This is a genomic window from Motilimonas sp. 1_MG-2023 (genome assembly GCF_030547455.1).
GTDB lineage: Bacteria > Pseudomonadota > Gammaproteobacteria > Enterobacterales > CBDFNC01 > Motilimonas.
Map to the genome: position 1 here is coordinate 1 of NZ_JAUOPX010000030.1, position 15,444 is coordinate 15,444.

At 43.9% G+C, this 15,444-nt stretch carries 14 protein-coding genes; 5 read left to right on the forward strand and 9 right to left on the reverse strand.

What is annotated here, in order from left to right; genetic code table 11:
* Positions 1-818 precede the first annotated feature (818 nt).
* The 5 genes from Q4519_RS14870 to Q4519_RS14890 all read right to left on the reverse strand — a co-directional run bounded on the left by Q4519_RS14870 (position 819) and on the right by Q4519_RS14890 (position 4,872).
* Positions 819-1,430, reverse strand: a complete 612-nt coding sequence (locus Q4519_RS14870; protein WP_303513557.1) for a thiol:disulfide interchange protein DsbA/DsbL — start codon at positions 1,428-1,430, stop codon at positions 819-821.
* Between the two features lie 32 nt (positions 1,431-1,462).
* Positions 1,463-2,440, reverse strand: a complete 978-nt coding sequence (locus Q4519_RS14875; protein ID WP_232803758.1) for a serine/threonine protein kinase — start codon at positions 2,438-2,440, stop codon at positions 1,463-1,465.
* An 8-nt stretch (positions 2,441-2,448) separates the two neighbouring features.
* A complete protein-coding gene (ccoG, locus tag Q4519_RS14880) occupies positions 2,449-3,873 on the reverse strand; it encodes a cytochrome c oxidase accessory protein CcoG (RefSeq protein ID WP_232803746.1) in 1,425 nt (474 codons plus the stop codon).
* Between the two features lie 97 nt (positions 3,874-3,970).
* Entirely contained in the window at positions 3,971-4,237 is a 267-nt protein-coding gene (locus Q4519_RS14885) for a YihD family protein (RefSeq protein ID WP_232803747.1), read from the reverse strand.
* Positions 4,238-4,521: 284 nt separating this feature from the next.
* Positions 4,522-4,872 (reverse strand): hypothetical protein, encoded by a 351-nt coding sequence (locus tag Q4519_RS14890; RefSeq protein WP_303513561.1) that lies wholly within the window; start codon positions 4,870-4,872, stop codon positions 4,522-4,524.
* Positions 4,873-5,099: 227 nt separating this feature from the next.
* Between Q4519_RS14890 and Q4519_RS14895 the strand changes: the two genes are divergently transcribed.
* Complete coding sequence (locus Q4519_RS14895) at positions 5,100-6,104, forward strand: D-alanine--D-alanine ligase (RefSeq protein ID WP_303513563.1); 1,005 nt, start codon at positions 5,100-5,102, stop codon at positions 6,102-6,104.
* Between the two features lie 64 nt (positions 6,105-6,168).
* Here the strand turns inward: Q4519_RS14895 and Q4519_RS14900 are convergent, their stop codons facing one another.
* Complete coding sequence (locus Q4519_RS14900; protein WP_303513566.1) at positions 6,169-9,027, reverse strand: insulinase family protein; 2,859 nt, start codon at positions 9,025-9,027, stop codon at positions 6,169-6,171.
* A 183-nt stretch (positions 9,028-9,210) separates the two neighbouring features.
* Here Q4519_RS14900 and Q4519_RS14905 point away from each other — a divergent pair, with 183 nt between their 5' ends.
* The gene (locus tag Q4519_RS14905; RefSeq protein WP_303513568.1) at positions 9,211-9,525 is read left to right on the forward strand and encodes a hypothetical protein; all 315 of its coding nucleotides are present in this window, start codon (positions 9,211-9,213) and stop codon (positions 9,523-9,525) included.
* Between the two features lie 59 nt (positions 9,526-9,584).
* Positions 9,585-10,616, forward strand: a complete 1,032-nt coding sequence (locus tag Q4519_RS14910) for an acyltransferase (RefSeq protein WP_303513571.1) — start codon at positions 9,585-9,587, stop codon at positions 10,614-10,616.
* 44 nt (positions 10,617-10,660) lie between these two features.
* Here the strand turns inward: Q4519_RS14910 and dtd are convergent, their stop codons facing one another.
* Genes dtd through Q4519_RS14925 form a run of 3 tightly spaced genes read right to left on the reverse strand, consistent with a single transcriptional unit; the run spans position 10,661 to position 12,976 of the window.
* Positions 10,661-11,098 (reverse strand): D-aminoacyl-tRNA deacylase, encoded by a 438-nt coding sequence (gene dtd, locus Q4519_RS14915; protein WP_232803753.1) that lies wholly within the window; start codon positions 11,096-11,098, stop codon positions 10,661-10,663.
* Complete coding sequence (gene pip / locus Q4519_RS14920) at positions 11,073-12,050, reverse strand: prolyl aminopeptidase (RefSeq protein WP_303513575.1); 978 nt, start codon at positions 12,048-12,050, stop codon at positions 11,073-11,075. The genes dtd and pip overlap by 26 nt, the downstream gene beginning before the upstream one ends.
* Positions 12,050-12,976: a virulence factor BrkB family protein gene (locus tag Q4519_RS14925; protein ID WP_282561190.1), complete on the reverse strand. Its 927-nt coding sequence runs from the start codon at positions 12,974-12,976 to the stop codon at positions 12,050-12,052. The genes pip and Q4519_RS14925 overlap by 1 nt, the downstream gene beginning before the upstream one ends.
* A gap of 136 nt (positions 12,977-13,112) precedes the next feature.
* Here Q4519_RS14925 and Q4519_RS14930 point away from each other — a divergent pair, with 136 nt between their 5' ends.
* Both Q4519_RS14930 and murA read left to right on the forward strand, forming a co-directional pair.
* Positions 13,113-13,991 (forward strand): hypothetical protein, encoded by an 879-nt coding sequence (locus tag Q4519_RS14930; RefSeq protein WP_303513579.1) that lies wholly within the window; start codon positions 13,113-13,115, stop codon positions 13,989-13,991.
* Between the two features lie 140 nt (positions 13,992-14,131).
* The gene (gene murA / locus Q4519_RS14935; RefSeq protein WP_303513581.1) at positions 14,132-15,442 is read left to right on the forward strand and encodes a UDP-N-acetylglucosamine 1-carboxyvinyltransferase; all 1,311 of its coding nucleotides are present in this window, start codon (positions 14,132-14,134) and stop codon (positions 15,440-15,442) included.
* The last annotated feature ends 2 nt before the right edge of the window (positions 15,443-15,444 follow it).

Here is a 15,444-nt window from a genome sequence, read left to right on the forward strand (position 1 = left end):
TCCTCGTATACTCACCATTTGATCCCAGTCGCCCCCATTTCCCCCGCTGTAGGCCCATTCACCGGAAAAGGATTTTTTTCTTCGTATACTCACCATTTGATCCCAGTCGCCCCCATTTCCCCCGCTGTAGCCCCATTCACCGGAAAAGGATTTTTTTCTTCGTATTCTCACTATTTGATCTCAGTCGCACCCATTTCCCCCGCTGTAGGCCCATTCACCGGAAAAGGATTTTTTATTCCCGTTCCGACGCCCTTATCTTCAGCAACTCTCCCAGCAATAAACATCGCCTAAAGCTCTCATTGACCCAGCTCTACTCACGCTAGCGATATAATTTTTATTTACGAGCTCTTGTTTGTGTCTATTTGCTGTTTTTGTGAAAAAATGCTGCTGGCTTATCCAGAATTCGGGTTAATTAAGCTCAGTTTTGCTTAAGCTTATTGCGAGAGGATACAGTATGTTTTTACTGCAAAATTTCGTTTTCAGGGATGAAAACGCAAAGCGTATAGGGATATATCCACCGCGTTTTTGTAGTAAAAATATACTATTCTGATTATCCAAACTAGGGCTAATTAGTTTTCATAGAAAACTAATACCATGCTCACCCTCCATCGATGACTTTGAAACCGGATTCCCGATAGCCAAGCTCTTCATTAAATTGAATAATGTAATGCTTGGTTCTTGCTATGGGTCACGCTTAACAGTGTTGAAGGTACCTTGTTCTGAGCTTTCTAACATTCACCTTACTAGCCGGTCGCCCATATCGTAGTAACAGATATAAAAAAACCGCCCGAAGGCGGTTCGTTAGAAGGTGGTGGCGCTTACTTTTCAACTTGGGCAAGCAAGTAGTTCAATAACGCAGAATATTCTTCAATACTGCGCACCGAGCCAGACTTGATTAGATACTTACCATTAACCACAACGGCAGGTGTGCCACGAATTTTAAACGCTTCGGTGTTGCGTTGCATTTGCTTGAGCATACCGTTCACAGGGAAACTATTAGCTGCCGAATCAAATTTTGCCCCCGCCACGCCAATCTCTTCAAATACAGCTTTAATATCATCGCGATTGGTCATTGGGCGGCGTTGATCGTGAATAGCGGCAAACATAGCAGCTGAGAGCTCAGGCTCTACTTTAAGTAGCTCTGCTGCTGCAAATGCACGCGCCATTTCAGGGCCCATATCACTGCCTAAAAACTCTACGTGATTTTGCTTAAATTTCACGCCTTCAGGGGCGCGCTTTTTAATCTCGTCCATAAAGGGGACGAACTTGTAGCAATGCGGACAAAAATACGAGAAAAATTCGAGCACTTCAGGCTGCTTAGTGCCCACTTCTTTGACAATTTCGTAATGAGTGCCTTCTTCGTATTTGGCGGCTTGGGCACTTAACGGCAACATCACTAATGCTGCCAAAATCAATAGGTATTTTTTCATTTTATTTCCTTTTGAATCATCCATGTTTCAGTTTAGTAATGAGGCAATAATGAGAGCACCGGCTCGTTCAATTGTGCCAATTGTTCTTTTAGAGCAAGCACCTGATCTTCCCAATAACGCGTGGTATTAAACCAAGGAAAATTATGTGGGAAAGCAGGGTCTTGCCAGCGTTTAGTCAACCATGCCATATAATGCACCATGCGCATAGCACGCAGCGGCTCTATTAACGATAATTCATCATTATCAAACTCACAGAACTCGCTATAGCCTTCGAGCAACACATCTAATTGCAATAACTGCTCTTGACGATCGCCAGACAGCATCATCCATAAGTCTTGCACCGCCGGCCCCATTCGGCTGTCGTCTAAATCAACAAATATCGGACCATCACGCCACAAAATGTTGCCGGGGTGGCAATCACCGTGTAAACGGATTAAAGATTTAGGCTGATACTGGCGAGTACACTCTGCAATCAGCTGGTCTAATACAGTGAAAAATGAAGTATGCAAATAGTCAGGAATAAAGCCAGAATCAAACAATACTTGACGAGGCTGATGTAGATAAGACAGAGCGGTAATAGTCGGCCGATACTGAAAATGCGTTGCCTTTGCCAGCTGATGCGCTCGTCCCATAAAACGCCCGACCCATTCTAGCTGCTCTAGATTATCCACCTCAAATTCGCGTCCTCCCGCACTAGGGAAAATACTAAAAAGAAAGCCCTGATACTCCAACAAGCTTTCGCCATTGAAACGCATTGGTGCCACAACAGGGATTTCGCTTTCGGCAAGCTCAAAGCTAAAGTCATGCTCTTCTTGTATTTGTTCACGACTCCAGCGCTGTGGGCGGTAAAATTTCACCACATAGCGCGTGAGCCCCTCACCACGAAACTGATAGACTCGATTCTCATAAGAGTTGAGCGCCAGTAAGCCAGATTCGGGATAGATGCCAACGGATTCAATGGCATCTAAGATCAAATCGGGCGTTAATGCTGAATAAGCAAAATCAACCATTAGCGTCATTAGCGGCCACCGCTAAAGAAACGACTTTCTTGCTGAATTTGTTCATCACTGTCGGTATCTTGCACCGTAAACTGAATAGGTAAGATAGACTTCTCCAACTCATACGGATCAACGGCAATACTTATAGGCTGCGTAAATACTTCCCCAGGCGCTACTCTGACCGCGGTAGGGCCAGACCAAACAGGCTCAGGCAAACCGGTAACAGACAGATTATATTCCTGCTCTTCCATGGTTTTATTAATTATTTTGAAGGTGTAAGCGTTTTCGACTAATCCTTCATTCGTTTCACGGTACAGCGCATTGCGATCCCGTAATACTTCAAAACCAATGGCTTTAATGGTCAATAAATTCCAAACGAACAAACCACACATTAAAGACAACACCACACCATAACCAATAATTTTCGGCCGCAGGATATCTGTTTTTGCTCCAGTCAGTTTATGCTCTGTGGTATAGGCTATTAAACCTTTTTCATACCCCATGCGCTCCATGGTTTGGTCACAGGCATCAATACATGCACCGCAGTTAATACACTCATACTGTAAACCGTCACGAATATCGATACCGGTTGGACACACCTGCACACACAAATCACAATCAATACAATCGCCTAAACCGAGTTCCTTGGGATCGGCCTTACGTGAACGCGGACCACGCGACTCACCTCGTTTCGCATCATAACCAACAATAAAGGTATCTTTATCAAACATTGCCGATTGGAAACGAGCATATGGGCACATGTGAGTACACACTATCGCGCGCATCCACCCTGCATTAATGTAGGTACAGGTAGAAAAAAACAACACCCAAAAGGTCAGTGCAAAACTCGCGTTTAAGGTAAAAAACGAAGTATAAAGCTCATAAACGGGTACAAAATAGCTGGCAAAGGCTAAGCCCGTCATCAGTGAGACTAACCACCAACAGATATGTTTGGCCGCTTTACGCCAAGTCTTATTTCCATCCCAAGGCGACTCATCGAGCTTCTTACGTTTATTCGCCTTGCCTTCAAATAACTCTTCAAACCAAATAAAAATAAAGGTCCATACCGTTTGTGGGCAAGTGTAGCCGCACCAAACTCGGCCAAGATAAGTGGTAAAGAAAAACAAACCAAACGCAGCAATGATAAAAATCCAAGCTAACAAAGTGAGGTCTTGTGGAAAAATAGTCAGGTTAAAAATATGGTAGCGGTTATTCTCAATATCGAACAAAATCGCTTGATGATCACCCCAAGGAATTAAAGGCAATACAATGAATAACAGTAATAAAAACCAGCCCATAAATTTTCTTAAACGCTGATAAACCCCTTTTACACTGCGTACATAAATGGTACTACTTGGGTCAAACCTATCTACACTGGCTTTGTGGGTTTTACGTCCAGGTTTTGCTTTCTCTGAGATATCTTTGACATCTATTTTGCGGTCCATTACTCACACCTTATATAGCATCTATAAACACTGCTCATGTTTCAATAATGGCCTTATTGATTTTTTTAGCAGCCATTATTGGTGTTACAAAATCACATCATTTAACTAAACCACGCGCCTTTAACAACGCAGTCTTAAAATCATCTTCACAGTCTTTTTTAATTCCAGGGATCATTTCACCATCGGGACTGTTTAGCATTTTTAAGTGATAAATAATTAAATCATCGGGAATAGCTTCCAGCTCCCCTTCATACCCAGCCGCTTGCGCTAACTGAATCAATACTTCTACTAAACTTAGCTCGGCATTTTTTAACCAGTAAGGTTGTAGTAGTTCAATCACTTCATTAACACGGTGGCACTGCATAATCACTCCAAAAAATTGCTCTAACTGTGGATATTTTAAGCCTTCAAGCTAGCAAGAACTTTGACTTTGCCCGCTATCTTTAACTTGGCTGGACCAAATAATAAGGTAGACGGTAAGAAATGCTACATATACTAACAGAAACGCACCCAACTGCATTTTTTGCATCAACATGAAAATGGCGGCTTTGCTTAGATAAAGGAGAGAGACAAAGTAGGAGCGACAATATTAACAATAAAATTAATCGACAAGGGGGCCACCCTTGTCGATCCTCAATTTGACCAAAACTAACGTCCCTTCCATGGTGGGGCACGAGTAAAAGGCCACATTGAAAATGTTGGAGCGACAGCAGGCAACGCAGCCAAACGTTGCCAAGCAAGGTAAGAAGCAGCCAACCTCTTACCAAAAGTAGGGTGTTGTAACGGCAGGAAAACAAAGGCGCCAGTCACGCACAAAGGGCAATATGAGCCAGCTTGAGTCGTGCCATCATCAGCCAAGCTAACACTGTAAAATCCAGCCTGACTACAAACTAATACACCATTAGCATTTATCTGAGCGGACGATGAGGCAGCAAGCGTCATCAATAACATGGTTACTGATAACAAATAAGCGGGTCTTTGAAGCCAAGCTGCCGACATGGTGTATTTAGTCCTTTAAACAATCGCTCTAATTTAGCGTAATCTGGCGCGATATACTAAAACAATTGTACCACTCTGCTACCTCTGTCAATACATCTCACTTTACTCACTCAAAGGCTAGCCAGCGTTTAGCACGACAGGTAAAATCCTGCGTCAAAGGGGTTGTTGGCATTGAAAAATGACGACCCAGCGATGTGATTCAATGCTGTGATTGAAAAAAGGTGAATATGAATAAAATAAACGTATTACTGCTATCTGGTGGTGAAAGCTCAGAGCACGAAGTCTCACTGCGTTCAGCTAGTTTTATTGCACAGCAGTTATCACAACGACCAGAAATTCAGTTACAACAAGTGGTCATTAGTAAAACCGGGCAGTTTTTAGATAGCCAACAAGCCCCATGCCAGCTCAACATGGACAAGCAGCTACGACTAAGCTCAGGCGAAGCGATTGCTATTGATTTCGTTATTCCTTGTATTCACGGCCACCCTGGTGAAACAGGCACTATCCAATCGTACTTTGAGTTAATCAAACTGCCCTACTTAGGTTGTGGTCCCGAAGCAAACAACCTGTGTTTCAATAAAATCAGTTCAAAGATGTGGTTTGATGCACTAGGTGTAGCAAATACACCATCGTTATTTCTAACCGAGCTAAACGCTGACACCTTAAATCAAGTGGAGCAAGCATTTGATAATTGGGGCAGCGTATTTATTAAAGCCGCATCACAGGGCTCATCAGTGGGATGTTACGCGGTTAACGATAAATCAGAATTATCAGATAAGCTCAGTCAAGCTTTCACTTTTTCAGACTATGTACTGGTCGAAAAAACCATTAAGGCGCGCGAACTAGAAATTGCCGCTTACGAGTACCAAGGTGAAGTGATTGCTACCGTACCAAGCGAGATTATTTGCCCTGATAACACCTTCTACACCTATGAAGAAAAATACGCCGCCGACAGCCATTCGCTCACTCAAGTGGTGGCGCAAAACCTCTCAGCTGAGCAGGTGGCACAGATGCAGGCTTATGCAATCACAGTATTTAAAGGCATGAAGTTGAAACATTTATCGCGGATTGATTTTTTTCTTACCGCGGAAGGCGAAATCTTACTAAATGAGATCAACACGTTCCCAGGGATGACAAAAACGTCAATGTTCCCACAAATGTTGGCGAATCACGGCCATCAATTTAGCGACTACTTGTGGGATATTATAAAACGCGCAGTGCCATATTCTTAGGCATTCAATAAGCACTAGCGCTCAAGTATCCCTTGAGCGCTAAAATTTCGTATTTCATGGCTGGCTATTGAGCACCACTTTGTCCCTTCGCTTTTGCTTGCCAAGTCCGCAAATCCGGAATATCCATTGAACCTTTTAGCTCACCTAGTGGCGACTCTAAAAATTGGCTACCACGAACTTGGATCAAGTATTGCTCATTATTTGATCCCAGCACCATCTCTTTAAACAAGTCTTGAACCTGTTTCAAGGTGGTCTGCTCGATGAGTGCCAAACGCTTAGCCTTACTATTTAGATCGGCTTTTTGCTCACTCCATAACCCCTGGATATAACCAAACTCTTCGTCTAAATTACTTGGCTTTTTCTGAAAGTTGGCAATATAGGCTTGCTTAATCTTATCAAACTCAACTTGATCATAATCGGCAAGCTTTTTCGCAAATTGCTGAACAAAGTATTCATAGCGCTGTTGCAAATGCTTCGGCCCTTGTTCTGGACTTTGCGTAAACAAACCAAACGCGGCGTAGTCATCAATTGGAAAGCTGGCTGTAAAAGGCGAGTAAGACAGCTGTTCTTGCGTGCGGATCAAATCATAGAAGTCTGAATAAGCAATTTTATTAAGTAACTCGGCTTGAACTTGCCCCGCCTCGCCGGCTTTAGTCGAAACAAAAATGTGCGCTAATGCAGCATCGCCCATCTCACTGGCAGCCGACCAAGTAACGCGGCGCTTAGTTTCCGGCTTCACTCGAGTGAGTTTATAAAACGGCTTAGCATTAACTGGCGCTCGTTTAACCACTTCTTTTTGCAGCGCAATGGCTTGCTTAGAGGTAAAGTTGCCTAATACCAGCATTCGCACACCACTTTGGCTAAACATATCGTTACGCAGCTTGGTTAGCTCAGCCAGGGTAACCTTGTCTAAGGCCCCTAATAAGTCTTGATCAGACCAAGCTGGCAGACGGACTAAATTACGAAACTCAGCAAACGCCAATGACATGGTCGGGCCTTTGAGTTTATTCTCAATTTGACGACGAACTTCTGTTTTCGCTAAATCTAACTCTTGCTGGCTAAAAGTGGCTTGCTTCACCGTATCCATCAAGGTCAGCATTAATTCGCTTTGCTTATCGGTGAAGCCGCCTGTAGTAAACATGAGACCATCGCTAGTACTGACACTGAGTGATAGGTTGGCTTCACCCGCTTCATAACTCAGCCCTACTAGTTGCTTGGCCAAAACCACATCTAGAATCGCGCCCGCCATGCGCTGCTGCGCAGATTGGTCAAGCAAATTGTTATTTAGCTCTAACGCAATACTGCCTTTAGGCTCTTGGTAAAATTGACTTTGTTTAAACCATAAAGACAGACCTGGTGACTTAACTAGCTCAACCGCTTGTTCTTGATGCTCTGCTTTAACAATGGTTTCATCTTCGGGTAACCAACGATTACCTTCCGGCAAATGCATTTTTTTCATCAGCTCTGGGGCTTGTTTGCGCCACTTATCCATGCGCGCCGATTGGATTTTTGCTACCTTGTAGCTATCACCATAAGATTCCATCACTTGGTCACCAACCACTCCCGAGTGAGCAACAAATAAACGCACCCGCTCAGGCGTTAAGTAACTTAATACTTGTCGTACCAATTCAGGATTGAAGCTATCTAAACGAAAGCCAGCATAGATAATCTCATCCGTTGGTAGCATAAGCATATTGGCCACCAGCGACATGCTGTAATTAAAGCCGCCACTTTTTGGTAGGTAAGCAAAGCTATTTTTTAAGCTTTGCTCTAAGGCATGATATTGCGCTTCATTCACGCCATGTTGCTTGATTAAATCAATATAGGCAAAGGTCGCTGCGATAATTTTATCTTGCTGTTCAAGGCCGGCATCCGTTAACTGAAATTGCACCGTTAAACCACTATCATTCGGGCCGTAATTATCATCAAAACCGGCCATTAACGCTTCTATTAAACCCGCCTTTTGCAAGTAATCCGATAAGCTACCCGCACGATCAGAGCCTAAAATACGCGAAACATAATAGCCCGGCTTATAAGGATAAAACTCGGCGACACTGGGCATCACAAAGCTCATTTTTAGTACTTTAATGTCTGAGCTAGGTTTTAAGCTCGCCTCGATGCCCAATTCATTAGCGGTAACCAAGGGAGGTAAAATTTTTGGTTGTTCAGCATTACGATTAGGAATTTGCGTTAAATACTGCTTGGCTAGCTTTTCTAAAGCGACTAGGTCGCGTGGCCCATACAGTACCGCCTTCATAAGGTTTGCACTGTAGTATGCGTTAAAAAAGCCTTCCAACTCGTCTTGTAACTTACTGTTTGGTTTGTCTTTTAAGGTGTTTAGATCACCTGTGCTAAAACGCGACATTGGGTGATTGGGATTTAACGTAAAGCGCTCTAAAGCATACAGTTTACGCGCATCTTGCCCTTTATAGGTTTGCTGCTCAGCGTTTACCGTACTGCGCTCTTTATCGGCATAATGCTCATCGAGTAGCGGTGCTCGCATTACGTCACCTAAGCGGTCGAGCGCTTCAGCAAACACTTTGTCATTAGCTTCAAAGCCATAAACCGTTTTGTCTTGCGCGGTATAAGCATTGGTATAACCGCCATTGAGGCGCATAAACTTACTATAGTCGTTTATTTCTGGGTAGCGCTCTGAGCCTAAAAACAGCATATGCTCTAGGTAATGGGCTAAGCCTAACTGAGTGTCTGGATTGTGCATGCTGCCCACCGGCACTGCGATAGTGGCGGCACTGTTTTTAGCTTCAGGATCGGACACAAGCAATACTTCAAGCTGATTATCTAATGTGATCACCTTATAAGCGCGATCGTCATTGGGGCTAGTGACCACTTGTGCATGAAGGGGCGCAGTAACCACAATGCATAAAATAATAAAACGGCGACAAAATGCCAGAGTAGATCTCATAGAGCAAACCTCATTATGAAGAACATCGATTCGATGGAGTTAGACTATGTTAGCGCAAAATGGTTGCAGCTCAAGCGGATATAAAATTAAACAAGTTTAATTCGTGAAAAGCTTACGCCTATGCCATGCTTTCTCACATTAAAGCTCTCATTATCCAGTTGGTTTCACGTTAGGAAAACAATGATGAACATATTGAACATACGGCTCATTACAATTGTTATTGCGGTATTACTTTCTAGTGTCGCTCAGGCCAAAAATGATAAACAAGACAAACCCTTACCTCCAGGGTTAGAAAAGAAAGTCGAGCGAGGTGGCGAGCTGCCACCTGGCTGGCAAAAAAAGCTACATCGCGGTGAGATACTAGACCTCGACCTGTATCACTATGGCATTAAACGCCCTGGCAAAAAAGACGATATATATGAATGGGTAGAGATTGAAAGCGATACAGTCAAGATCATCAAAAATACGCGTGAAATTGTAGAAATATTAACGAGATAATTCTGTTATGGTTTACCATAAAGACACTTATTAGTTTCACTCAGCAAATAAATTGAGTTATGACCTCTACTAGTGTTCGTCCAAGCATTTTTTATCTCGACTTATTACGCTGTTGCGCTGCGTTCGCGGTGGTTGCGATCCATGTCTTAGGTCCGTGGCGGTACTTGTATGGTCAAATTCCAGATTTTGAGTGGTTAGCAGCAGCGGGGATTAACAGTTTAACGCGATGGGCCGTGCCGGTATTTATGCTAATAAGTGGAGCCTTGCTACTGTCGGATAAGCGTGAATTTGATTGTGGTTACTATTTACATCGTCGCCTCGCTAAGGTGGCGATACCATTTGTAATTTGGAGCCTTATCTACGCCTTTGCCGGCGGCTTTAGCAATGGCGGCTGGCAACAAGATAAAACCGTGGACCTAGTTGAAGCCGCCACCAATACTCCGGTTTGGTATCACCTCTGGTTTTTCTACGATTTCATTCCTTTGTACTTTGTCATTCCTTTATTAATTCCACTGCTACGGGTCATCAACCCGGAACGATTCAAATTATTACTGGCGGCGTGGTTACTACTAACACTGATGCACTGGTTAAATGTTGAGAGCTTCTTACGAGAAAACTTACTTCTTTACAGTGGTTACCTATTACTGGGCTGGTACTTGTTCAATCGTGATAACAGCGCCGAGCTGCCCCTTTGGCTCGCTGCGGGCTTGGGGATGCTCACCTTTAACTTTTTCGGCACTTGGTATTTAAGCCATCAACATGGTGAATATCACATCTTTTTTATGGGTTATAAAAGCCTGAATACAGTCATTATTGCTGGCATGTTGTTTGTGCTAGCACAAACCTATGGGGAGCGTATTACCGGAAGGTGGCGTCAATGGGTAAGTTTAGTATCCAAGTACAGCTTAGGTATTTACTTAATTCACCCATTGTTTCTCATTCCGGTACGAGAAATAAGCAATGGCTACTATGATTTTTTTGCCAGCAACTGGTTGGCCATTCCTGCATTGACCATTTGCGTGCTTGCTATATCTCTGTTAGCGACCATGGCTTTGGCCAAGCTACCCATTTTAAAAAGACTGGTGCCATAACGTGCTTCAATATTGTTGAGCCACTATAGCGCATAACTCAGCACTCAAACTTGAAGCCAAAAAGTAACCGGCCCATCGTTGTTAAGCTGCACTTGCATATCTGCGGCAAACACGCCGTTTTGGGTGTTAATGCCTGTTTGGCGGCAATAGTCAGAGAATAAATCGTACAAATGTTCAGCTTCAGTGGGATCGGCGCCACGAGAAAAGCCAGGTCGAGTGCCTTTTTTAGTATCCGCAGCTAAAGTAAATTGTGATACCACTAAAACACTGCCACCCACTTGCTGCACATTCAAATTCATCTTGCCTTGCGCATCGCTAAACACGCGATAACTCAGCACCTTTTCACACAAGCGTTTAGCTTTAGCGGCATCATCGCCTTTTTCAACGCCAAGTAAAATTAATAAACCTTGCCCAATCTCTCCAGTGATGTTCTGTTCTACAGTAACGCTAGCGCTGCTAACTCGTTGAATGAGAGCGATCATATATAATTTTAGCCATAGCCGAAGTTGCTTTACACAAGGCGTCAATCATACCTGTTTCCATTGCACTATGACCAGCATTTGGCACAATTTGCAGCTGCGCACTAGGCCAATGTTCAACTAAGCTAGTCGCATTTTCTAGCTTGCAGACCATATCGTATCGACCATGGATCACCATAGCCGGTAAATGCGCGATCTTTTCCATTTGCGATAATATGGGCTGCTTGATAAAGCTATTGTTAACAAAATAGTGAGCCGATATACGTGCCATTGAGAGCGCTAAATGAGGCTCGCCATAGATGTCAGAAACATCCTCTTTAGCATGCAAGGTGCTAATGCGTCCTTCCCATATACACCAAGCTTTTGCTGCTGCTAAACGTTCTAGCTCATTATTGGAAGTTAATAATGAGTAATATTGCCCCAGCCTATTTTCGATAGCTAATTCATGACCTAAGGGCGCGGCAAACTCTTGATAGTAATCAGGGAAAACTTGCGCAGCACCGCCATCGGGTTGGTATAACCAGTCAAAATCTTGCTGGCGAGATAAGAAAATGCCACGTAAAATCAGGCCAGTAACACGCTCAGGATAAGCCTGAGCATACAAAAGAGCCAGCGTACTGCCCCAAGAGCCACCAAATAGCAGCCACGCATTAATTCCAAGATGCTGGCGAATTACTTCAATATCAGACGCTAAGGCTTGGCTATTATTCTCCTCCAAGCTGGCGTGTGGCGTCGAGCGACCACAGCCACGCTGGTCAAACACCACAATTCGATAAAGCTCAGGGTCAAAAAATCGACGGCTCTCAGCACTGCAACCTGAACCCGGACCACCATGAATAAACAACACCGGAATACCATTAGGATTGCCTGATTCTTCAACGTATAAAGAATGTATTTTACTCACAGGCACTTGATATTGGGCATAGCTCTGAATGTTAGGGTAGAGTGTTTTCATTAATTGTCCTTATATTCAATCGGCGGCAGCTCAGCAGCCTCATTGGGCGTCGTTGACTGCTTTTTATCTAGTACCATCAGGCCAGGATAATCCCCCAACGCAGCGGTAAGCTCAGCACCAAATAACACTATGGTCCAACTTAGGTAAATCCAAACAAATAAAATTGGAATGGCGGCTAGCGCACCATAAATCGCCTCGTAGGAAGGAAACTGAGTAATATAGAAAGCAAAACCCTTCTTTGATAGCTCGAACAGTATTGCTGCCACCAACGCGCCAACAATAGCATGGCGAACTTTCACTCTAATATTAGGCACTAAAGTATAAACGCCTAAAAACATGAGTGTAGAAATAAGCAGTGGCAATAACGCGAGCATTTTTTGCCCATGAGTAATTAAATCAGGATCCGTAATAAAGTTCATTGAAACCACATACGAGCTCATCGCAATACTCGAGCCCACAATCACTGGCCCCAAGGTTAACACCATCCAATACATCGCAAAGGCGCTGGCTATGTTGCGCTTTTTCTTCACCCGCCAAATGTGATTAAGGTTTTGATCAATAGCAGAAATCAATAGTAGTGCAACAACCATTAAAGCCGCGATCCCCATCGCCGTCATTTCGCTGGTATTGGCAATAAAACCATTCATGTTTTCCCTTACAGCATCACCTGCCGCGGGCACAAAATTACTGTATACAAAGTCTTCAATGAGCCCCTGCATTTCTTGAAATACGGGAAACGCCGACATGACCGAAAACACCACCGCCAACATCGGCACCAGAGATAATAGAGTGACATAAGCGAGATAGCCTGCCGTCACCTTAACCCGATCTTCACGAGAGCGATAAAACAGGTAAATTGCGAACGCCATGCCGTGTCGGCCGCATAAAGCAAGCTGTTGCTGGTAACCTTTGCGTGTATTTAGCATTTGATGCTTCCCTGGAAAATAACGAACTGATATTTGATTGTTTGATCAAAGACAAAAAAGACAAAAAAAAGTCACAAACAACACTATCTCTTTACAGTATAATGGATTTTTTCTTTCACCTTGAGAATTTTATATTATGTTATCGGCTCGCAAATCGCTTATATGCATCGCCCTTTCTGTAGCAACATTAACCGCTTGTGGCGGTGGTGGCAGCGGTAGTGATGAAACGGCAACTACAACAACTGTGACAACCCCCTCGGCTCAGGCTGCCATCAATACCACCAACGCACAAGTATTAAGCCAAGCTACCATTGGTAGTGGCAGCTTGGGCACGAGTTCGTTAAATTTAGTTCGCCAATTTGAAAATCAATTAACGAGTAGTGCTCAGGGGCGCCAAAGTGATCTAGCAGGCAGTGACGCTTGTCCACTCAGCGGTGATTTAGTTTACGCGATGACCAATGAAGGAAAAAAGGCCTCATTTACTTTTAACAGCTGTAAAATGAATGCCGATATGGCATTAAATGGCAAGTTTAGCTTTGATCTTATGGAGGGTAGCAGCACAGCTATTGCTATCGCTTATGATGCGTTTAACCTAAAAATGGCACCTAGTTCACTCAACAACTATCAAGCCTTTGATGATACCCTTCAGGGTAAATTTTCCATCTTGATGGATGGACAAGGAGATAGCTTTTTCACCATCAAACAAGATTTGGTGCGTACTGAGAATCAAACCGGTATCAGCATCACCAGTAAAACTGTCAGCTTAACTTATAGCGGCAATAGCATGTTACCAACCGCAGCCAGTGGCACGATTGTTCATAGTCTAGAAGGAGCTGTAAGTCTTTCTGTGGTTGAAGAAGCCTTGATACTATCAGGTGACAACAGCAAGCTTAAGATCGAACAGCAAGGGGTGAGTTACTTACTCTCTCTTGATGAAGATAATGACGGCATCTATGATCAGCAATCATCAGCGACGCAATTTGCCGGTGAAGAATTAGTTTGGACCGCAATTTAAGCACTCTCCTTCAGCCGCCACGTCAAAAAGGCGGCTGATTTTTCTTTCCTGCTTGCCATAATTCGTCATTTTTGCTCCCAAATATTGCCAGATTAACAGGTTAACTTATTAATACCGCTTAATTAATCAGAGCAAATGTGATGAAAGAAGTTTATCAAGTACCCGCTAGCCAATCACTGCAAGGTGATGTCATTATCTCCGGCGCAAAAAATGCCGTGCTTCCTCTAATGGCTGCCACTCTACTTTGTCGTGGCACTTCAATTATCAATAATGTGCCACAACTTGATGATGTGGATACCATGGCGGACGTGTTGCGCTATCTTGGTGCAAAGGTTGAGCTGCAAGGCTCACGCCTAACGATAGATACCCGAGAGTGCGATGGTTATCAGGCGCCGTATCATTTAGTAACTAAAATGCGCGCATCTATTTATGTTCTCGGCCCGTTATTGGCTCGCCTTGGTCAAGCCAGTGTGGCATTGCCTGGCGGTTGTGCCTGGGGGCCAAGGCCGGTTGATTTACACATTGCAGGTATGCAAGCCCTCTCAGCCAAGGTAGAACTTTCTCACGGTAATATTCACGCCCATGCAGGCAGGCTAAAAGGGGCTGATTTTACTTTTCCAATCTCATCTGTCGGCGCAACGGTTAACTTATTACTAGCAGCAGTATTAGCCGATGGCACAACGCGCTTGTTTAACGCCGCGATCGAACCAGAAATAGATAATTTAGTGGATCAGCTCAACGCCATGGGCGCGCAAATTTTTGGTAAAGGCAGCAATACCTTAGTGATAGAGGGCGTGGCTGAGTTACAGGCTGCAGAAATTGATGCTATTGCAGACCGCATTGAGGCTGGAACTTACTTAATAGCAGCGGCTATCACCAAAGGTAAATTGACCGTTAAACAAGTACAACCATCACACCTCACTGCCCTAATTGATAGTTTAACCGCAACAGGGGCCTTAGTTTACTGTGAAGATGACAGTATTACCTTAGACGCTCAACGACGAGCTTTGAAACCCATTTCTATTAAAACTGGACCTTACCCATTATTCGCCACTGATTTACAACCTCAATGGATGACACTGTGTGTCAGCTTAGCTGGCGTATCTCAAGTGACGGATACTGTATATCCCGAGCGCTTTCAACATGTCGCAGAATTGTGCCGCCTTGGCGCCAATATCCGCGTGAAAGGAAATACAGCAAGTATTATTGGAACACCTAATTTATCTGGCGCCCCTGTTAAAGCCAGTGACTTACGTGCAGGCGCCGCACTTATTCTGGCTGGACTGATTGCAACCGAGCATACAGATATTTCAGATATCCATCATTTAGACCGCGGTTATCAAAACCTGATCGGTAAATTCGCCAATTTAGGTGTAACAATTCACCGTCACGCTTCCCACACAACTGACTGTCAAACAAAAACAACGCCTTTGCTGTCCCTATGTGGCTAGAA